The sequence below is a fragment of the uncultured Dokdonia sp. genome (assembly GCF_947492535.1).
Taxonomy (GTDB): domain Bacteria; phylum Bacteroidota; class Bacteroidia; order Flavobacteriales; family Flavobacteriaceae; genus Dokdonia.
On record NZ_CANLNH010000003.1, the window covers coordinates 1 to 21,205 of the forward strand.

Here is a 21,205-nt window from a genome sequence, read left to right on the forward strand (position 1 = left end):
AATTGAATTTCTCCATCATACGCTCGATCTATCCCAAATGTTGTGGTTGGATCTACCGTAAGAAGAAGTTGTCTGTGATATAAACTTGGAGAGTCAAAACCAATTCTAAACTTCTCACGCATGTCTGGAGCATCCAAATCAGAATCATCTAGTTGTTGATCCATAGATGAATCATTTTCTTCTTCTTCTCCAAATAAGAAGATAGAAGCTCCTGTTTTTCTAACAAAATTACGCTGTGTGTTATTAAATACAATATCACCATCACTATCGGCAGCAACAAAAAATCCTTGTCCTACTGGAATGTAACGCTCTGGTGTCTTCGTACCACTACCTATATCTGATACATCAGGATGACTCACCGCTGGTGTTCCTCCAGCAAGTGTATATAATGCATATCCAGCTTGGTAATCTGCTTGGATATGATTTCCACCTCCATAGTGCTCCCATAAGTATATTGTACCATCCAAATGTGGGTTATCATTAATAAAATCATTGGCATCTAAAGCCGATGGGAATGGGTTTCCTACAATATAATCTCTATCTGCAATGGCTGGCACTACAATAGATTGTGCATCGGTACTATTATTAGGTTTTCCAGCAAATACATAGTTCTGAGGATCTGTAATCGCTCCTGATCCAGGACCTTTCATCGTATATCCTTCACCTACACTTACACTTCCAAAGGGACCAATAAATTGGAATTGTTCAATACCATTTCCATACTTAAACATCCAATATGCACTAATCGTGATAGGAGAGGAAGGTGCGCCATTTAATCCTCCACTAAAATTCATTACTGATGGATTGTTAGGATCTGTACCATCATTCATAATATTTCCTACAGAATAAGGTAGGTTAATCTGAGAACTATTGATAACACTCACAGGTGATGACCAGATATTGTACGAATATGTATCTGCTGTACCTTGTTGATCTTTTTCTAAAGATCCCGTACTTGTGATATCTAAATCACTGTTTTCTGTTTGCATTAATTGAGATTCATCTACAAGATCTAATAAACCATCTAGTTTAAGGTAGTGAGACACTTCAATCTTACTATCATTTTCTATAGATAATTCATTCGCCTGTACATCTAGTGCAAGCACTGTATTATTTTCTTGTGTAGTAACATTATGTGCTGTTTGCACAATATTCCAATCTACACGTACTGTATTATCTACGATAGAGACATCATCAGGAATTTGGAATCCAGTTCCGTTTTCCCATGTGGCTTGATCTGCCCAGTTTCCATCTGCTTGAGATACATATGGAAGTGGTGCTGTTTGAAAATCTACCGTATCTAGATTACGTATCGCAGCAATAAGATTGTTGTTTGACTCATCCTTTACATTAGTAAAGGTATAAATGTTCATTGGGAAATACGCAGCTACTTCAGACCAATCTGTAGTTGCAAACTCATTTTTAGAAATCGTAGGAGGTACGATTCTACCAGTTACAGTAAGATCTGTATTCTCTTCTATTTCCTGATTCATTACATAACGAATCTGATCTTGAGATAATGCAACATTCCATACACGCACTTCATCGATCGTTCCTTCAAAGAAATCTGCAGGATTTGTTTCATCTGCAGCTGCAATTAAGAAAGATCGCGCAGTTCCTACAGGAGCACTAAGTCCTGATTCTGTGTTGTCTAATACGCCATCTATATATACGCTAGCCGTATCAGTCCCATCATAGGTGAAAGCAAATTGATGCCATTCATTTTCGGTAATCGTAGTATTTGAACGTATGTTATCTTCCGTTCCAGAGCTATTAAACCAAGACATTTCTACTTGTCCTGAAGGAATTAGACTAACATCATATCCTTCAGAGAATGCAGCATCACGCTTAGAGATAATGGTGTAATCACTATTAATTCTCTTAATCCATGCTGATATCGTAAAAGCGCCTTCAAGTTCAAGTTCATCCTCATCACCTGCATCCAAGTAATCTTGCACTCCATCAAAACTAATAGAACGTTGGAATACATATTCTGGCGCATATCCAAATGTGATATACTTTACTCCATTAAAATCATATTCTGCTTCTAACTCTGTACCATTCAAACTCATGATACGATACTCAGAAGTAGGACTAAATGTTGGTGTATCTGATACGAACATTAAGTAATCTCCAGGAGGGTTTAATGTAGATGATAAAGATACCTCAGGAATTGATACTTTTACACTACCTACAGATCCTGTTTCTACTATTTTCCAAATACGTTCTATAGATACAAAATCTACGACAGAATTTAATCCCGTCACGCCAGCACTCATGTCAACTACAATAGGAGAGGCTGCTGCTAATGGGGCATCATCATTTCCCCACATTAAGAAATTCTGATTCGCAATTGTATTCGTGTTTGTAGTAATGTTTTCATTATTGGTAGCATAGATGTCAGTAAGCCCAATGGTAACGAGAGTTCCTGGATTTACCGATGTAGATTGCTTTTGATTCAATCCTGAATCATCATCTCTTCCTATACCAGCAATATCATAATTAAAACCGGCATGTGCTACAACATCCCAAATAACATTATTATCAGAATCTATATAGTTTTCATCACCAAGATCAGTAGCTGTGGTACTATTGATATCATGATTTGTAATCCCATTTTTAATCGCTAAATAGGATTGTATTTTTAATTGATCTGTAATAGAATTTGGAGCAGCATAGCTAATTACTTCTGTAATTTTCCCATTAAAGTGAGAATCAAAAGGTGTTCCTGCTACTGTAATACGACCCACGCCTATAGTGTAAGGATTATTTCTTACAGTACCATATGGTAACTCCCCATCCGAAACACCAGTACCTTGATCAAAAGTACGACCTGTATAATCATCTATCCTGATACCATTTTTATAGATTTCTGATTGATCTAAAATGGGATCGTACTTTACATTAAAAATGATAACTTCATTATTGTAGCTATCTGTACTACTTGTATGCGCTCTTCCATAATTAAATCCATCAACACCAGCAAGGTTGGCAGGGGTAGATCCTATCATGTGGCTTACAATATTATCAACACCATTAAAACGTATAGAACCTGGATTAATCCAGAAACCTGTTCCGTCTTCTGCAAAATCCTGAGGAGTTACTCTACCAGATATAACACCTTCTAGTGTTGAACCACTATTGATGTTTCCATCGGCTTGCATTACAATCCAGTATTCGTCTGTATAAAAACCTCCTTTTCCTTTTAACTCTGTATCATTTGTAGTGTCAAAATTTAATACAGGGTTATGATTAATGTTTTCTGTACTATTATCATAATAGGTTGGTGCTGTTTGATTCGCAACTCTAGCATCATTATCAAAAGCTTCGTCTGTCCAAGCACTTACCGTATTCCCATCTGTTTCTCCTATTCCTACATTAGACTTTAACCAAAGTTTCAGATTTGAAGTCACATCTCCAGGTCCTAAAGTTGGATCACCAGGAGCAATTAAAGGGTCTCCAAATATGAATATATTGTCAAAACAAGCTCCGTCATCTGTAAATCCATCACTATCAGATGCAAAGGTTAATCTAAAACGCACATTATTTCTATTATTTAATAATGTTGGTAATCCAATAGCAGCTTCTACAAAAGATGATTGTGTAGCAGAAGATCCTGTGTCATTATTACGACCTGCCCATCCATCAGCTCCAGAACCGAGTGCAGTTACATCATCTACATTATACCAATTATCAATAGGAGAAGCAGAGTAGGCCCCTAAGAGTGTCCACGTAGCGCCTCCATTAATAGAGTACTCCATATGGAAACCATCTTGTGTGTCAAATTCTGTTAGATGGCGTATATCTAATTGGATTTTAAGATTGTTATAGCCAAAAGTACTTATCGCAGGGCTAGTTACAATCGTATTTGAATTTGGTGCGTAATTGTTATAATTACTTGTATACCAATAATTTCCTTCTATACCTGTTTCAGTTGTATTGGTACCATAGGTCCAAACACTATTTCCTCCAGGGTTGGTAGCAGTCCACCCTCCATCATTCACATCAAAATTCTCATAATAAATAGTGGTTAATGGATCTGTGTTTACCACAGCTGTTCCTTGAATATCAAACGTATAGGTTCCTTCGTTACTATCGTCATTAAGAATCGTTACTGTTGCATTGTGTGTACCTGCTAGTGCAGGGGCATAACTGATTTGCAGTGTAGTATTGTCGGATGCATTAATGGTGTTACTTGGTATAGACGCTATTGAGAATTGTGCTGCATCTACACCCGTAATAGTTACATAGGGTGATACCCCAGTTAAAGTTAATAGGCCAGAACCATTATTTTCAATCACAAAATCATTAGTGTTAATAGTTCCTACATCAATAGTACCATAATCTGTACCATCTGTAAGTGCTGGTGTTGTATCTCCATCTGCAATTGGATTTGTCAATCCGGTAATATCTATTTCAGGGGTTAAAGAAGCTTGTGCTTCACCTAAAATATCAAAAGTATATGGGTTTTCATCGCTATCATTGTTTGCAATAGAAACTGTTGCAGTATGTGTTCCTACTGCAGCAGGATTATAGGTGATTCTAAACGTAGTCGACCCTCCACTCGTACTTATCGTTGGATTTGGAATCGTAGTTAATGTGAATTCTGCAGCTCCTGCACCAGTAATGGCTACATATGGAGAAGGATCTGTTAATAATAAATCTGCAGTACCTGTATTACTTATGATAAAGTCACTAAATGTAGAACTTCCTGGAAGCAGGAAACCAAAATCAGTTCCATCAACTGTACTTGGTGTCACATCTCCATCTAGAATATTATTACCCATACCAGTAATTGCTATTTCTGGTTCAGGACCTACACCTGAACCCGTAATATTAAAGGTATATGGGTTTTCGTTTGCATCATCATTAGCAATAGATATGGTTGCGTTGTGAGTTCCGCCTACTGTAGGAGTATACGTAATAGCAAATGTAGTAGTGCCTCCTATAGCGATCGTATTACTAGGGATTGTAGTAACTGAAAAATGCGTTGCTCCAGCACCCGTAATGGTCACATATGGAGATGCACCCGTAAGATTAAGTGCTAGATCTCCTAAATTTTCAATAATAAAAGTATTTGGATTATTATTTCCTACGACTACACTTCCAAAATCTGTATCATCAACAATAGATGGAGTTGTATCTCCATCAAGTATATTATTTCCTATTCCAGTGATATTCATTTCTGGTTGAGGAACACCAGATAAGACATTAATCGTGTAATCTTCTACTTCTCCAAAATAATTACTATCGCAAGGGTTTGGGGTAGCATTGAAACGAGCAGCAACCCTCATTCTGGTTGTACCTACAGTAGCACCAGAAGGGATTGTAATAGTAGGAGAAATGGATGTTGGTTGGTCAGCTAGGTTTGTATCAGTACCTAAGTCATATTGCTCCCCTGGATCTGTAAAATCATTATTCTGATTCCAATCAATCCAAGCACGTGTTACGTGAGTATTATTACCTAGTGTATTTAAATTTACGGTTAGTGTATGTGTATCGCCTATTGTAACATCTGTAGACATTGCTAAAAAATTAGTATAACTTGGATCAGGCGCAGATGGACTATTTATGGTATTAAAATTTACATTAGTAATTCCGTTAGCAAAATCGATACTACCTTCTGAACTACAATAACTATCTATTCTAACATTATCTATAGCCATATCACTTCTAGGATTCCCTGCCGTACCTACAAAACGGATATTTATTGTATTTCCTAAATAAGCAGAGAGGTTTATATTTGCTTTAAGCCAAAGATCTGTCTCATCAGTTTGTTGTTCCCCAGATCTAGAGAACACATTCGTCCAAGAACCCCCTGCATCACTACTTACTTCAACATCAAGATCTCCCATGTTTGCACCATACATATGGTAATCAAATGAAAAGAAAGCTGATGTTTCTGCCGATAGATCAATACATGGACTTGTTATAATAGCAAGGTCTCCTGTATTTACAGGATTACTAGTTTCATAAAAGAGATAATGGCTTCCATTAGTAGGAAAATCAGGACCAGTATTTGTACTACCAGTATTATTTACTTCAAATGACCAGTTTCTGTCATCATCACCTGAATTTTGAGTCCATAAGCCAATTGTATTATTAAAACTTTGGACATAAGGAAAAGCATTGATAGGACCACCACCAGTACAAGCAAAAGTTTCATCTTCAGAAGTATCTGTAGATGAATCACTGTTTGGGTTGTTTGAAAATAAAGGTTGAATTGAAAATAAAACAACTAAAATAAAAGTACACAACGTACTATAAGAAGTAATTTTTTTCATTTTGTAGGTTTTGTTGCTATAAAGCTTTGGGGACTTTATAGTGATTTGGGACTACTAAATTACTAAAATTCTTAACTCTACAATAGAAAAAGTGTTAAAATTGTGTTTTTTGACTATGATTTGTGTATTTCGTCGATGTTTTTGAAGTTATTAACAATAGAAAGTTAACATCTCACAGCGATTTTGACTTTATACGCTTTCGCGAAAGCATAAAAAGAGGGAATTCATAGTGAACCCCCTCTTTTTAAATGTATTGAAAAAATGTATTACGCTATTCTTTTCGTGTCATTCTTTTTCTAGCGCCAAAATAGATTCCGGCTGCAATTCCTAGTCCAACAAATCCGTCGATAGGGGCCGTTGGTGTTTCATCATCTACGTCGTCAGGAAATGTGATTTGTGCATTAGCTGTTGTTATACTAAGTGTACTTATCAGAAATACAAGAAAGCAAAGATATTTGATACTATATTTATTTTTCATGATTATAATTGCTTTTATTTTTTGATTAGACGTTTAGTGATACTTCCAGTAGTGGTTGTGATGGTAACAAAGTACATTCCATCAGTAAGTGTAGCTAGCGAGTTTATTTCTAAACTGTTTCCATTAAAACTACGACTCTTGTTGTATACAACTTGTCCTAATAGGTTATTAATCTTTACAGTAACTTCTTGTCCTCTTAATAGTGTTGAAGTAATCAATAATTGATCACCTTCTAATGGGTTAGGGAACATTGTGATGTCATCTACAAAAGTATCTTCTGTGCTTAAAGCTTCTTCTTCAAAAATGATTCTAAATCGATCGCTAGCAATACTTGCTTCTATAGATGTATCTACAGTAAATTCTATAAAGTTTTCTCCTTCTTCTAGCTCATATAATTCTCCTGTAAATGTATCTTCTGCATATGCAATTACATCTTCAAGTCCAGATTGTTCTATACGTAATGTATAGGCATCTGTTCTATATGCATTATTAAATAATTGGATTTCATCATCTAATGTTGGCATCGCTCTACGTTCTACACTTAGTGTAGTATCTCCATTTGAGATGGCCATATTTTCATCAATATTAAAGAACTTCTCCGCATCTTCTAAGGTGATTTGATTACTAAAATCAGGAGCGAATAAGATCACAAAATTATCTTGTAATTTTTCACCTTCATTAAAAGCTTCAGTTCTATATAATTGTCCAATAATATGTGCATTATTTGCAATAGGATCATCTTCTAATAAAAAGATTGTAGTGTCTTCTCCTACCATTTTGTCACTTTCGTTAAAGCTTAATGAAGTAGAATTGTCACCTACAGTTGTAGCGGTTGTTACAAAAGCAGATTGCCATGGTTGTAAGAAATGATTTGCATCAGATCCTGCACCATTTGTAGAACCTGTACCTGTAAGGAGTACTGTCACATATGCTCCACGTGCTCCTAATGTAGCGTCCCATACATAATACTGGTTAGTATTAATGTTAGTGGCAGCTGTAACGATACCATTCATTTCTACTGTTGCTTGGTATGGGTTTCCAATGAGATTGAAATTTCCAGCAGTGTGGTTTATATCAGCACCTGTTATAGTTGTTGTACCTGTAACAATAGTACCTTCTGCTCTTAATCTTGTATCAGTAGGGGTAGCATTATTAGAGGTGACATCTATGGTACGATCTCCACGAACAAATAGGAGGTAGGCCTCACCAGCTGTGAGGGTGTTCATATCTGTATCTGAGATAGGAGTCAATGCCGGTGTTGTAGCACTGTTGTCATACGTAAATAACGATGGATTTCCAGAGGGTGTTGCATCAAATCCATTAGCACCGGTAGTAGAACCTGTAATGTGTGTTCCAAAGCCAGCAACCGATGATCCGTTTTCTTGCCAGTTTTCTAATATACTTGTTGTTGTGGTCACTGGACTAGATACAAATCGGAAAGCTCTTCTCGCAGGAACAAAACGTTCTATAGTAACATTACCAGCTATGGTTCCTGAAGTTACTTGATCTATCATTGCAGATTGTGTCGCATTGCTAGATAAGGTAAGGTTGTTGTTTGTAACTAATTCTCCGTCAGATAATGTCAAGAGTTGATTCACTGTAACTCCAGTATCTAAACTAAGTGATGTACTAGCAGCATTCATTGTTAATTGTGCCACTTCAAATGCATTCCCAGAAAAAGAATGGGAGAATGATCCTTGAGCAATAATTGTCGCATTATTTGCTGTTAAAGTTCCATTATTGGTTATATTACCAGTAGTACTTAATGTGTTTGCTCCTAAGTCTAATGTCGCACCATCATTTATTAGAATATCATTAGCTGTAGTATTAGCTGCAAGTGTTGGGCTACCTGATAATACCAAAATATCATCATTAGGACCAGCCACTCCACTCGGGTCAGCAGGATCCCAAGTAGGAACCCCTCCTACTAATCTATGTATGTAATCTTGTTTAGTAGCTGTAATACGTATATTATCTAACGCTAAGTCACTACTGAAACCATCGCCAGTTACGGCAACAAATCGGATAAGAACTACTTTACCTGAGTATATCGTTAAATCTTCAGTGACTTCTTGCCATGCATTTACAGATGGTCCAGATATCTGAGGTACTATATTCGTCCAAGTTAATCCTTCATCATCACTTATTTGCACATCTAGTGTTCCATTATTATTTCCAAAATTAGTTCCAAATCTATGATAATGGAAGGCTAAGTCTATATCATTATATTCACTAGTAAAATCTATACAATTACTTTGTAAAATAGTAGTAGCATTAGATCCTAAGCCATTTGTAGATGCTTCTGTATATACATAATTTTGTTCGTGTATAGATTTAACACCATTGCCTCCAGCAGGTCCAGTTGTACCAGAAGGCGTTCCTTGGCTAGCTAGATTTAATGTCCAGTCACCATCATCACCACCAGCCTGAAAGAAGGTACCTGTTCCGTTTTCAAAACTTTCTCTGTACGGAAATTCAGCAATACTTCCATTTAAACAATCTCTATCGTCTATGCTCGTATTGATAATTTTAAAATTATCAAATTTAAACCCTCTAAACTCTACATTATATCCATCGGCTCTATTAGAAGTATCGGAGGCAAACTTGAATCTAAATTGTACGCTACTATTACCAATGATACCAGGATTATTAGTAGGGTCTATATATACCTCTTCTAATACCCATTTTGCGGTAGGATTATTTGTGGCATCATCTGTAGTGTCTACATACATATCTCCATCATAAATGTACGTACCATTTAGGGATTGAAAATTTTCTTCAGCTTCACCTTTTGCTAAGTGAAAACTTGTTGCTCTCGTTGCAGCTGGTCGTGTATGTCTACCACACAGCGCTACCCATGTAGCACCTCCATCGGTACTAGCTTCTAATTGTGCAAGGTCAAAGTTACGCTCTATATCCCAAGTAGCATTGTAATGAATGACTGCAGAGCCAACACCACTTAGATCGACAGGGTTTGTAAGGGTTACAAACGTTTCATTACTATTTCCATATGACGTTGTTGTAGATGCAATTGCATTGGTACTTCCATTAAAACCAGTCGTTACTTCAGACCAGCTAGTTGTACTCCAGTTTGAAATACCATCTGCAGTTACAATTACTGATGGGGTATAATATTTTATGAAAGTGGCTTCATAAATAGTATGAATATCATTGCTTAGTGTTACTTTATATTCTATAGGATCATTAGCTTGAATACTAGGATCTAATGTATATGCAGCAGTTACTAAACGTTGTTCTAATACATTCATGGCATCTAATGCAGTAGCACTAGGAGTTGTGATTGTAATATTATCAGAAACAGCTTCAACAAGTAATGTGAAATTAGTAGTTGTGTTAGGAATATCATCATAGGTTTGTCCTATGTTTTCAACCGCAAAGTCTAATTGACCATTCATTTGATCAATATTCGTTTCAGTATGATCATATAATTTTGCAAATCTACCGGCAGCTAGAGATGTAATTAAATTTATACGCATAGCTCTTTGGGCTATCGTTATAAACTCGGTAGGGTCTGGCCAAAACTCATCTCCATTTTCAGGTGAAAATGTAATAATTCCTTGCCCTGAACCTGTAGATGGATTACTTGTAAGTGGACCTATAGGATCATATACTACTGCAGGTCCTCCAAACATCCAATCATTAATATCACCATTGGCATTGGTTAGTGTATTAGGAGCAGAACCATGAACATATCTATTATAACGAGTTACATTTTGCATAAGGTTTTGAAACTCATCTTCTCTTCCTGATGAAGCACTTGGATCTCCATTATACGAAGTTGTTACAATCGAGTTCAACCCTGCATGATGATTAATAGCTGTTTCAAATGAATGATCACCTACAAATTCTTGCATAATCATAATCTCATTTTCAGAACCAGGGGAGTCTCCTCTATAGGTGTCTCTATTTGTTAAGCTACTAGACCCTATTTCATCAAATCCCCAATAGTAATCAGAATTTCTATTTAAATCGATCCCTCTTAATACATTTCCATTATTTACATTACCATTGTCATTTACTCCGTCACGTAAATTTTTACGTTGTCCACCTCCAGAATTTCCATCCTGAACAATTTCGTTCCACCTTAAACCGTCAGGATTAATAATAGGAACAAAGTAAAGTTCTTGATTATCAATCATGTTTTTAATCACAGGATCTTGATCGTAATTTTCTAAGATATACCACATATAATAGATGATATTCATAAGGCTACTTGCCTCACGTGCATGGATCATTCCAGTAATTAAAGATTCTGGCTCGTTTGCTTCATCTGTTTCTGGGTTATCAGAAATACGCACATAAAAGATATCTTGAGGATCAAAATCAATAGGGATACCAGAAGCGGTCGTGCCACTTCCTGTTGTATTTCCATTGGTTTGTAGTCCGTTAGCAGATGCAGACGCTCTTGTAGAAATAAGATCTGGAAATAATAATTTCATTCTGTCTAATTCTGCTAAAGCCTCATCTACCGTAAGACATCCTCCCATGGATCCTAATTGGAAATTTTGAGGGACCCAATTAAATTCAGCACACTCATCATATTGAATTGGGTTGTCTATAATAGCCTCCATTTCACTAAAAGATCTGTTTTGTCCTTGTGAGTTTACTTTTAAAGCTTCTAGTTGTTGTATGGCTAATGGTAATTTTTCTTTACCTCTTGTAGCATAAAAGGTAGAAAGATCTTCTTCTACTATTTCATAATCAAGTCCTATTGCACTGATTTCTTGTAATGCACTTCCATAAATATCTAGTCTTAAGTCATCACCAATTGGTTTTGCTCCGCAGTGTAAGTCTAAACCAAGTTCTGCAACTTGTACTAATTGATTTTTGGTTGGATTCTTTAATAGAATACGTTTGCCAGATAAATTATCATGATTATCATGATCATGTCCATTTTGTGCAAAAAGCCCAGTAATAGAACATAACGATAGCGCACATGCCAGAGCAGTGCGCTTAAGGGTAGTTTTCTTCATAGTTGTTTTAAGTAGGTAGTTGTTGTTAGTCAAAGTAATTTGGGGTTACTATATAATATATATATGATATGGGTGGTGCTAATCTAGATAAAATTTAGAAACTATACATATGAAAAATGTTAAAATTTGTATTTCAACCTATTTTTTGTGTATTTCAACGATAAAAATGAATGTTTTGTGAGGCTTGTACAAAATGTATTAACATTCAGAAATAATAGATGTTAACTGTTTAATATTCAGTCAGTACAATAATTATAAAACAAAAGACGGTTACCATATGGCAACCGTCTTTTAATTAACACTATATTTTTAAGAAATACTTATTCTCCTCCGTCTTCGCCAGTCTCTAGGTTTTTCATTTCTTCTTCTATCATCGTATAGAATTGATCAATCTTAGGAAGTACGTATATTTTAGTACGTCTATTTGTAGATTTGTTTTCAGGCGTGTCATTTGGTACTAATGGAACATACTCACTTCTTCCTGCTGCGATTAGCTGTGCAGGATTAGCTCCTAATTCTACCAAAGCACGTACGATGGCAGTTGCACGCTTAGCACTTAAATCCCAGTTATCGAGTAACACACCACTCTTATAGGGTACATTATCAGTATGGCCTTCTACTAAGGCTTCAAAATCTGGTTTCCCATTAATTACGGTGGCTACTTTACCAAGAATCTCTTTGGCTCTGTTTGTAATTTTATAACTTCCTGTTTTAAAGAGTACTTTATCAGAAAGTGATATAAATACAACTCCTTTTTCAACATTTATTTCAATGTCTTGATCATCTAGACCTACTTCTTTCTTAAGACTTGTTACTAAGGCTAGTGTAACACTATCTTTCTTTGTAAGTGCATCTTGTAAACGATTTATTTTTAAATCTTTCTCTTTAAGGCTTTCAAGAGACTTTTCCAGATTAGTAGCGCCTTGTTGCGTAAGAACTGTTAAATCTTTAGAACTTTGAATAAGCTCATTTTTATCTTTTCTTAATTCAGCGATACGTTCTTCTAGAGAAGCGACACGTGTCGTTGCGCTAGCTTTTTCTTCTAAACAAGAATTTAATTTTACAGTGGCAGAGTTAAGTAAGTCTTGAGTTTCCTGTTGTCTTGCTTCAAGAGCAGCATATTCTTTTTTTGATACACAAGAGGCAAGTAATAGTAAACTTGCACAACTTGCTAATAGTATACGTTTCATATTCTGGGTATTTCAAGTTATACTCAAAAGTACCAAAAAGGAAAATGTTAAAATAGCGATTAACAGTTTTTTATCGTTTTTATAAAATATCGCTATAGGTCTTCTTCTTTTTTATGAAATATTGAAAAACAATAGACCCTATTTGATAATAATCATGATGTTGTTCAAGTACTTTTCGTTTTTTAAGTAAACTAGGGAAGTATCTATAAAAACTAATATGTGCTTTTATAATCGCCCAGACATGTTTTGGTTTTCCTTCTAGTAGGAATTTAATGCCCGCAATTCCATCTAGAAGAAGACGAATTAAAATCAATACTATATATGTCATGCCAGCACTATTTTTTACTAAAGCAAAAAGAGTGTTTCTAAAATTATAAAATGTTTTTTTAGGATTTGCTGAAGAAAGCGTTGCGCCTCCTAAGTGAAATACTTCACTTGTTCCTACTGCCACAATACGATGTCCTTTATTCTTAATACGCCAGCAAAGATCTATTTCTTCTTGATGCGCAAAGAAGTCTTCATCGAGACCGTTTACGTCCCAATATTGAGTTGCTCTTATAAAGAGACAAGCACCACTTGCCCATTGTACATCTACTGTGTCATTATATTGTCCAGTATCTTCTTCACAGTTATTAAAAACACGTCCTCGACAATATGGATACCCTAAAGCATCAATATAGCCACCACCAGCGCCTGCATATTCAAAATGAGTAGGGCGTTTTAAATCTTTAATCTTTGGTTGTGCTACAGCAATAGAAGGTGTTGTTTCAAAAACAGAAAGCATGGGTTCTAACCACCCTTTTTCTACGTGTACATCACTATTGAGTAATACATAAAGATCTGCTTCTACATGGCGTAAAGCATCATTATACCCTTTGGCGTAGCCTCCGTTTTCTTTATTTTGAATAATCTTTACATCCTTAGGAAAATGTTCTTGACAGTAGGCAACCGAGGTATCTGTAGAAGCATTATCTGCTACATAAATAGTTGCTAGATGAGCACTATGCATCACCACGCCTTCTAAAAAACGCTCTAGTAATTCACGACCATTCCAGTTAAGTATGACAATTGCTGTTTTCACGTTGCAAATAAAAGGGTTTTTGCTTTCGCGAAAGCATACCAAGCATCATTTTATAGTATAATTAGGAATTTCTTTTAAAAACTGATAACGTTCTTGTTCAAAATCCATCGCACAATAGTAATGATGTAAGCCGTTAGTAACCATTAAAAGCTTGGCTTGTAATGTTAAGTTATACCTCGCAATTTGATCAAATGTGGTTTGTGTGATCGTCACATTGGGGCGTTTACATTCTACAATTAAAAAAATGCTTCCATCAGAATTAAAAACAACAATATCGTATCGTTTTTTGGTATCATAGATTTTGATTTCTTTCTCAACGTTAATAAGACTAGCTGGATAGCCTTTTGTTTGAATCAGAAATTGCAATACGTGTTGTCGCACCCATTCTTCTGGAGTAAGATGTATAAATTTTTTACGTATAGGGTCAAAAATATACGGTTTGTTTTCGCTATTTTTGAGTCGAAAGTCATACGCTGGAAAATCGAGTGCTTGCATGACTGCAAATTACTTTTTTTATAGGAAACCTCAATAGTGCAAAACGCAAAAAAAATACTGTCAGATCTTCAAAATGGAATCATACATCCTATTTACTTTTTAAGTGGAGAAGAGGCTTATTTTATTGATGAGATTGCTAATTATATAGAAGCAAATATCCTTGATGAATCTGAAAAAGGATTTAACCAGGTTGTCTTATATGGTCGTGATGTGACTATAGATGATATTGTAGGTAATGCAAAGCGATACCCTATGATGGCAGATCGTCAAGTTGTGATTGTAAAAGAAGCTCAAGATCTTTCTAGAAACATAGATAAACTTGCTTCTTATGTAGAAAACCCGCAACCTTCTACGGTACTTGTTATATGTTATAAATATAAAAAATTAGATAAAAGAAAAGCGTTAGCAAAAGCACTTAAGAAAAGTGGGGTTCACTACGAGAATAAAAAATTATACGAAAATCAAGTAGGGGATTGGTTACAAGGAGTAGTCACAAAAAAGGGCTATCAAATTAATCCTAAAGCAGCACATATTCTTGTAGAGTATTTAGGTACAGATCTTAGTAAAGTAAATAATGAGATTAAAAAACTAATGCTTATCCTTCCTCAGGGTAGTGAGATTACTCCTGAAGCGATTGAAGAAAATATAGGAATTAGTAAAGACTTTAATAATTTTGAACTTCGTAAAGCTGTTGGAGAACGGGATATTGTAAAAGCACAACGTATTAGTTTATACTTTTCACAAAACCCAAAAGACAATCCATTGGTGCTTACCATATCTTCTTTGTATGGTTTTTTCTCTAACTTATTAAAGTATCATGGACTTCCTCAAAAAGACAAAGGAACTGTTGCTAAAACCTTAGGGGTGAATCCTTACTTTATAGGAGAATATACCACAGCTGCACGACATTATCCTATGAAGCGTGTAAGTGCCGCTATAGCACTTTTAAGAGAAGCAGATGTAAAAAGTAAAGGCGTAGGAGCAAGTGCCTTTGCAACTCCCGATTTGCTTAAAGAATTGCTTGTTAAGATTATGGGGTAATATAGTATTTAGGTGCTAGATAATACCGCTTACAATTACTTCATGTAGTTTATCTAAGGAGGCATTAATATTCTTTTTGAATCCTTTTTTAGCAAGTAATATGATCATTATTTTTTTGAAGATAGATCGCGCTTCCCAGAATAATTCTACGGTCAGTGTTGCACTGTTTTCAGAAATAGGTTTAATACTAAAAAACTGATATAAAGCATCAACAGGAGGAGGACTTGTTGTAAATTCTCCATACACGATTTCATTTGTTTTAGGCGGTTTACTCACTACTTTAAAATTAAAATGTTTTCCTCCTATCACACACATATGCTCAGAATCCAATCGTGTGACTTCATTTTCATTATAATGAATTTCGTCTGCGCCTTCAGCCCACAAATGCCTATGTCTATAATTAGTGATCATTTCTAATAATTTCTCTGCATTTATAGGAAATGTACGTTCAAACTGAAGATTAGGAGCGTGTAAAAAATTAACTGTTTGTCCTTGTTGAAAGGGTTGTAGCTTTAGTGTATTAACGGCAATTTCAGAATAGATATAATGTACAGGAAAATCATCATAGGTGTTTACGCTTTCGCGAAAGCTAAATAAAGAACTTTTATAATCTAATGGCATTTTAATTTCTGTAGCGAGTTCTTTACTCAATAATACATAGTTATCACTCTCCACTGAATTTTTGAGTAATCGATGTGCTTTGATGACTGCTTCTCCAAAAGGCTTTCGGTTATTTTGCACTTCTATAAACTGTAAATCAGCTACATGTGCTACAATTTTAAGTTCTAGATGTATAGCACTTGCACATGCCATACAAGGACAAATTCTATTTTTTTCTAGTAGTTTAAGATGACTATAAAATGCTGTATACATCGTTTCAATTTGCGCTAAGAGCTTTTCTTGAGAAAGCACTTGTCCTTCTTTATAAAAAAATAAGGCATCGCCTTCTACTTCGGCAAGTCGTAATTGTTGCGTATTTGCTTCTATAAGTACTTCTAAAAGCTCTGCTATTACATGCTGACTATGCTCTGCCTCTGTAGTTTGGACAAATTTTGTAAATCCCGAAATGTCTGGAATGAAGAGTAAAGATTTTGGCATACGCTAAAGATATTAATAATCAAACATGATTTTTCGGTTAGTCGTAAAAGATTGGTTAATTTATCATCATCGTTGATAAACTATATTATTTATCACGAAAAGCCTTAATTCTCATGATATAATCTTTTAAAAAATACCCAGAAACTATACAGCTGTTTCTGGATGTCATTCATTTGATTGGTATCGGGTTATTCCTTATTCCAAATACCTGTAGCTGCTGTTTGTTGTACATATTCATTAAAATCAATAGCTTTTCTACCCAGTATCTTTTCAATATCATATGTAATTTCTGAGTTGCTCGGATTCCCTAATACTTCGGTAAATAAATATTCAATGAGCCATATGAAGTTTTCAGGAAGATTTGCTTTGCGCATTCCTTCTCTATATTCAGTGATTGATACAGGAATAAATGTAATCTCACGATGACTAGCGTGTGCAATTTCAGTGATAGCATCTTTAAATGTTAAGATACGTGATCCTGTGAGCTGGTAAATGTGTCCATTATGCTTTTCGTCTAGTAATACCTGTACAGCAACGGCAGCAATATCATGTACGTCTACAAATGGAATTTGAGCTTCTGCCTGAGGCAATGCGACAACACCTTCTAAGATAGGCTCTAATAAGAAACTTTCACTAAAATTTTGATTAAACCAGCTAGCACGTACAATGGTATATGCTATTCCAGAATGAATCACTACTTGTTCACACAATTGAGCTTCACGTTCTCCTTTTCCAGATAATAATACCAGTTTTTTAATACGAGCTTTTTTTGCTTCTTTTACTAATTGTTCTATGGCTGCTAAAGCGCCAGGAACAGCCAAGTCAGGTTGATAGGTAATATACACTTTGTCCATTCCTTCTAATGCTTCTGCCCAACCTTCTGGTTGATGCCAGTCAAATGATGGTTCACTAGACCTTGATCCCACACGTACGTGATGTCCAAGTTCTTGAAGTTGTTGTACAATTCTTTTTCCTGTTTTTCCAGTTCCTCCGATGACTAAGATGTTTTCTGATTTCATGTTTGTTCGTTTTTATAAATATGAATTGATGTAATTTGTTTTTTGATGTGAATGATGAATCCTCTTGAGTACGCTTTATCGCTTTGCTCTCCCTCTGGTCGTGAACCTGCCTGCCGGCAGGCAGGTCTCGCAAGCTCGATTTCGCGAAAGCGTATACAGCGTTATTATTTTGTGTATATAATTCCTACAACTAATAAAGCAAATGCCGTAAAAGAAGCGATGGTACGTTGTATATGCCAACGGTTCCATGGTTTTTCAAAGGTTTCTCGTAAGTCTTTCAACTCGATAGTAGATAGCATTTCTAAAGAAACTTTGTCCAGCATTTCATTAAGCGGAACATTCTTGAAAATAGTGATCAATCCTATGCCTATAAAAAAGACAATAGCAGCTACTAAGAAGGACCAAAATGCTGCTTTGCTAGTGCCTTTATGTAGAAAAACATTTATAAAAAGTAATACTACAGGACTAAAGAATACAATCAGAAAGCTTGGATTGATAATCGCTCGATTCATGGCTTGGAATGACTGTAAAAACCTAAGATCATCTAGCCTTCCTATCCCAGGTGTTATGGCATTAGACCAGGTAAAGCATAAACCCGCGGTTAGTCCTGTGCATAAGGTACTTATTAATAGTATCCAGGTTTTGAATGAAACTTCCATAGTTATTGATTTTGTGCGGTCGTAATCCACGTTAGTAATTGTTGATATTCTGTATGAGTGAGCTTTATTTTCTTGCCTTTAGGCATTCTCTTTTTGACAAATACCTGCGTATAGATATCATCTGCCCAAGACGTCATGTTTTCTAGAGTAAATACACGTCTCTTATTACGTTTTATATGACAGGTGTTGCATTTGTTATCGAGTATGCGATATGCTGCTACTTTTGTAGTGTCTGCTTTCGTACTTTTAGATGCTATAGCGGCTATATTTTCTGATCTTATATAAGAAGTTTCAGAAGAGGTAGTGAGTGATAGTGTAATCCCAATTATGAGTTTTATCAGTGTTGTCATCATTGTATTTGTTTGTTATTTTGATGATACAAAGATGCGGGGAGATGACTCGAATCATTTATTCGGGCGGAAGTTTGATTTGTTCGAAAAGTGCATTATTTGATTTGACTGGGTCTGTAACCAAATTTTTTAGCAAACGCATTAGAGAAAGAACTCAAACTATCATAGCCTACTTGCCAAGCAGCTTCTTGCACTGTTGCTTTTTGTTCACTAATAAGGGAGTGTGCTGTAGAAAGACGTTCATTTTGTAAGTATTTGAACACAGGAACTCCAAATACTGCTTTAAACTCTTTTTTCAGTTTGGTCGTATTGAGACCAATTTGTTTAGAAAGTTCTGTAAGTGATGGCGGGTTTTCTAAATCGCCTATAAGAATATCTTTCACTTGATTGAGTTTGTCACAGTGATTTGATCTTGAGGATGTTTCTTGCAAAAGGGCTAGCTGACCAAAGAAGTGAGAGAGAAGTGCCGTAATCTGACTTCTAAAAAACATCATTTTTGTTTTCCCTTCATATTGATTTGCAAAGATATTATCTACAATGCGTTGCATGTCTGGGGTCATAAAGAAGCTTGGTCCTTCTACATAATGATCTTTGGGATGCACTAACTCTTGCAATACATCTTTAAAAATTTCACCTTCTTGATGAGGTAATTGATCCAGATTACGCAATGCCGTAGCCACAACAATACATTCTAAGTTTTTATGAGGTGAGATAGTATGTTCAAAGGTTACTTGGTCATCTGCATAAAAGGAGAGAGCCAAGCCTTTTGTATGTTTAAATTCTTTGTTTTTTTGACCATATTTAACGGCAAGATCTACATTTCCAGAACCATAAAATGCAACAGCAATAAGAGGCTCTTCAAAATGACATGCATCTACTTCTTGAGTAGTAGCTTGGGCTTCTTCTACCAAAATGATAAAGTCATTGATATGTATAAAATCACGTGTCATGAGTCTTTGTAAAAGTATCGTATAAATGCATGCTAAGGTGGCGCATTGTTAATTATTCACAATCTATACATCTTTAAAAATACTAAAAAAACCTATTTTAAAAGTTTGTATTACTATATTTAGAAAAATTTTCTACATATGCATAAACGGCTCCTTTCAATACTTTTCACTATAGGAATTAGCACTTTTATATGGTCACAAGAACAGGATAATATTGTCTTTAGCGGAGGCGTTGAGGCCTTCGGATATCTATCTAACGAAGAATTGCCATTTTGGACATTTACAAATACATATGGACGATTGGGACCCGAGACAAATGGATTGGTATACGCTTTCGCGAAAGCGGACTACGCCTTATCTCCTAATAGTTCTATAGTTATTAAAGCATCGGGAGTTGGACGTGATGGAATAGATCCTAGTGTGCAAAGAGCTGAGTTGTATGCACGTTTTAAAAATTCATGGATTGATATTACAGTGGGATCCAAAGATTTTACTGATAACACCTATGAATTATCTAGTGTAAGAAGAAATATTTTATTTTCATCAAATACACGTGCATTACCAGGTATTATCATTCAAAATGCATCTCCAATTACATTGTTTAAAAATGTATCGGTAGATGGTGCTATTGCACATTTTATGCTTAATGATGATCGTTTTGTAGATAATGTAAATGTACATTATAAAAACATATATTTTAATTGGGATATCAGTACGAGTAGTAGTTTACGTTTTGGATTGCAACATGTTGCACAATGGGGAGGGAATTCTCCTTTGCGGGGAGAACAACCTGATGGGTTATCTGATTTAGTAAAGATCTTTTTTGGAAGTGGCGGAGGAGAAAATGCTAGCTTTGGAGATCAAGTAAATGCATTAGGAAACCATATAGGTTCTTATAGTATTGAGTATAAGAAAAGAAATACTGATGGAATAGATTTTGATGTCTACTATCAATCACTATTTGAAGACCGTTCTGGTATAGAACTCAATAACTTCCCTGATGGGGTTTGGGGTATTTCTGTATCTCCTAAATCTTCTAAATTGTTTAAAACATTTTTATATGAATATGTTCAAACAGTATCTCAAAGTGGTAGTCCTAGAGCTGTTCAAAATGGAGGGCAACAAAGCGGAGGCGATAACTACTTTATCAATGGCACATATAGATCTGGATGGACGTATGAAGGGAGAACTATAGGCTTGCCTTTTATAACAATAGCTCCAAGTGTAGAAGGGTTAAGTAATGCCACGAATAATAGAAGTATAGCGCACCATTTAGGAGTCGCAGGAGGTTTTTGGAAGCTAAACTATCAATTAAAGCTTACATATCTTGAGAATTTAGGAACATTTGCAGTGCCTAGATCTCCTAGAGATACTTTTGTGTATAGTTATTTTAAAACACTACTTCCAGTAGAAAATATAGGCGTCTTTAGTGCAGAGATAGGCGCCGATTTTAACGAAAATCGAGATACATTTTTCGGTGTAGGAATAGGGTATAGGTATACTTTTTAACTAGAAATAGTTCTATGGGGAAGTTATAAATATTTAGAATACATCATAAAAAGGAAT

The 21,205-nt window shown here is 35.5% G+C and carries 13 protein-coding genes; 2 read left to right on the forward strand and 11 right to left on the reverse strand.

Features of this window, described 5'->3' with window-relative positions:
• The 6 genes from Q1A60_RS04825 to Q1A60_RS04850 all read right to left on the reverse strand — a co-directional run.
• A partial coding sequence (locus Q1A60_RS04825; RefSeq protein ID WP_299767316.1) for a choice-of-anchor D domain-containing protein occupies positions 1–6,284 on the reverse strand: 6,284 nt, incomplete at its 3' end.
• A 271-nt stretch (positions 6,285–6,555) separates the two neighbouring features.
• Positions 6,556–6,762: a PID-CTERM protein-sorting domain-containing protein gene (locus Q1A60_RS04830; protein ID WP_299767315.1), complete on the reverse strand. Its 207-nt coding sequence runs from the start codon at positions 6,760–6,762 to the stop codon at positions 6,556–6,558.
• A 14-nt stretch (positions 6,763–6,776) separates the two neighbouring features.
• On the reverse strand, positions 6,777–11,756 hold the full coding sequence (locus Q1A60_RS04835; protein WP_299767314.1) for a M14 family zinc carboxypeptidase: 4,980 nt from the start codon (positions 11,754–11,756) through the stop codon (positions 6,777–6,779).
• A 320-nt stretch (positions 11,757–12,076) separates the two neighbouring features.
• The gene (locus Q1A60_RS04840) at positions 12,077–12,946 is read right to left on the reverse strand and encodes an OmpA family protein (RefSeq protein WP_299767313.1); all 870 of its coding nucleotides are present in this window, start codon (positions 12,944–12,946) and stop codon (positions 12,077–12,079) included.
• Positions 12,947–13,025: 79 nt separating this feature from the next.
• A complete protein-coding gene (locus Q1A60_RS04845; RefSeq protein ID WP_299767312.1) occupies positions 13,026–14,027 on the reverse strand; it encodes a glycosyltransferase family 2 protein in 1,002 nt (333 codons plus the stop codon).
• A gap of 45 nt (positions 14,028–14,072) precedes the next feature.
• Entirely contained in the window at positions 14,073–14,522 is a 450-nt protein-coding gene (locus tag Q1A60_RS04850) for a type I restriction enzyme HsdR N-terminal domain-containing protein (RefSeq protein WP_299767311.1), read from the reverse strand.
• A gap of 36 nt (positions 14,523–14,558) precedes the next feature.
• On the opposite strand from Q1A60_RS04850, the gene holA reads away from it, so the two are divergent.
• Positions 14,559–15,563 (forward strand): DNA polymerase III subunit delta, encoded by a 1,005-nt coding sequence (gene holA / locus Q1A60_RS04855; RefSeq protein ID WP_299767310.1) that lies wholly within the window; start codon positions 14,559–14,561, stop codon positions 15,561–15,563.
• 15 nt (positions 15,564–15,578) lie between these two features.
• Here holA and Q1A60_RS04860 read toward each other — a convergent pair whose 3' ends face one another.
• The 5 genes from Q1A60_RS04860 to Q1A60_RS04880 all read right to left on the reverse strand — a co-directional run bounded on the left by Q1A60_RS04860 (position 15,579) and on the right by Q1A60_RS04880 (position 19,639).
• Positions 15,579–16,661 (reverse strand): DUF2652 domain-containing protein, encoded by a 1,083-nt coding sequence (locus Q1A60_RS04860; protein WP_299767309.1) that lies wholly within the window; start codon positions 16,659–16,661, stop codon positions 15,579–15,581.
• Between the two features lie 188 nt (positions 16,662–16,849).
• Complete coding sequence (locus Q1A60_RS04865; RefSeq protein WP_299767308.1) at positions 16,850–17,680, reverse strand: NAD(P)H-binding protein; 831 nt, start codon at positions 17,678–17,680, stop codon at positions 16,850–16,852.
• A gap of 164 nt (positions 17,681–17,844) precedes the next feature.
• Positions 17,845–18,339, reverse strand: a complete 495-nt coding sequence (locus tag Q1A60_RS04870) for an anthrone oxygenase family protein (protein ID WP_299767307.1) — start codon at positions 18,337–18,339, stop codon at positions 17,845–17,847.
• 2 nt (positions 18,340–18,341) lie between these two features.
• On the reverse strand, positions 18,342–18,692 hold the full coding sequence (locus Q1A60_RS04875) for a hypothetical protein (RefSeq protein WP_299767306.1): 351 nt from the start codon (positions 18,690–18,692) through the stop codon (positions 18,342–18,344).
• 92 nt (positions 18,693–18,784) lie between these two features.
• Positions 18,785–19,639, reverse strand: coding sequence for an AraC family transcriptional regulator (locus Q1A60_RS04880; protein ID WP_299767305.1), 855 nt, complete (start codon positions 19,637–19,639; stop codon positions 18,785–18,787).
• Positions 19,640–19,777: 138 nt separating this feature from the next.
• On the opposite strand from Q1A60_RS04880, the gene Q1A60_RS04885 reads away from it, so the two are divergent.
• Positions 19,778–21,148 (forward strand): capsule assembly Wzi family protein, encoded by a 1,371-nt coding sequence (locus Q1A60_RS04885; protein WP_299767304.1) that lies wholly within the window; start codon positions 19,778–19,780, stop codon positions 21,146–21,148.
• The last annotated feature ends 57 nt before the right edge of the window (positions 21,149–21,205 follow it).

Coding starts and splice junctions, on each gene's coding strand:
- Q1A60_RS04830 (WP_299767315.1), bottom strand. CDS start 6,762: ATGAAAAATAAATATAGTATCAAATATCTTTGCTTTCTTGTATTTCTG.
- Q1A60_RS04835 (WP_299767314.1), bottom strand. CDS start 11,756: ATGAAGAAAACTACCCTTAAGCGCACTGCTCTGGCATGTGCGCTATCG.
- Q1A60_RS04840 (WP_299767313.1), bottom strand. CDS start 12,946: ATGAAACGTATACTATTAGCAAGTTGTGCAAGTTTACTATTACTTGCC.
- Q1A60_RS04850 (WP_299767311.1), bottom strand. CDS start 14,522: ATGCAAGCACTCGATTTTCCAGCGTATGACTTTCGACTCAAAAATAGC.
- Q1A60_RS04860 (WP_299767309.1), bottom strand. CDS start 16,661: ATGCCAAAATCTTTACTCTTCATTCCAGACATTTCGGGATTTACAAAA.
- Q1A60_RS04865 (WP_299767308.1), bottom strand. CDS start 17,680: ATGAAATCAGAAAACATCTTAGTCATCGGAGGAACTGGAAAAACAGGA.
- Q1A60_RS04870 (WP_299767307.1), bottom strand. CDS start 18,339: ATGGAAGTTTCATTCAAAACCTGGATACTATTAATAAGTACCTTATGC.
- Q1A60_RS04875 (WP_299767306.1), bottom strand. CDS start 18,692: ATGATGACAACACTGATAAAACTCATAATTGGGATTACACTATCACTC.
- Q1A60_RS04880 (WP_299767305.1), bottom strand. CDS start 19,639: ATGACACGTGATTTTATACATATCAATGACTTTATCATTTTGGTAGAA.
- Q1A60_RS04885 (WP_299767304.1), top strand. CDS start 19,778: ATGCATAAACGGCTCCTTTCAATACTTTTCACTATAGGAATTAGCACT.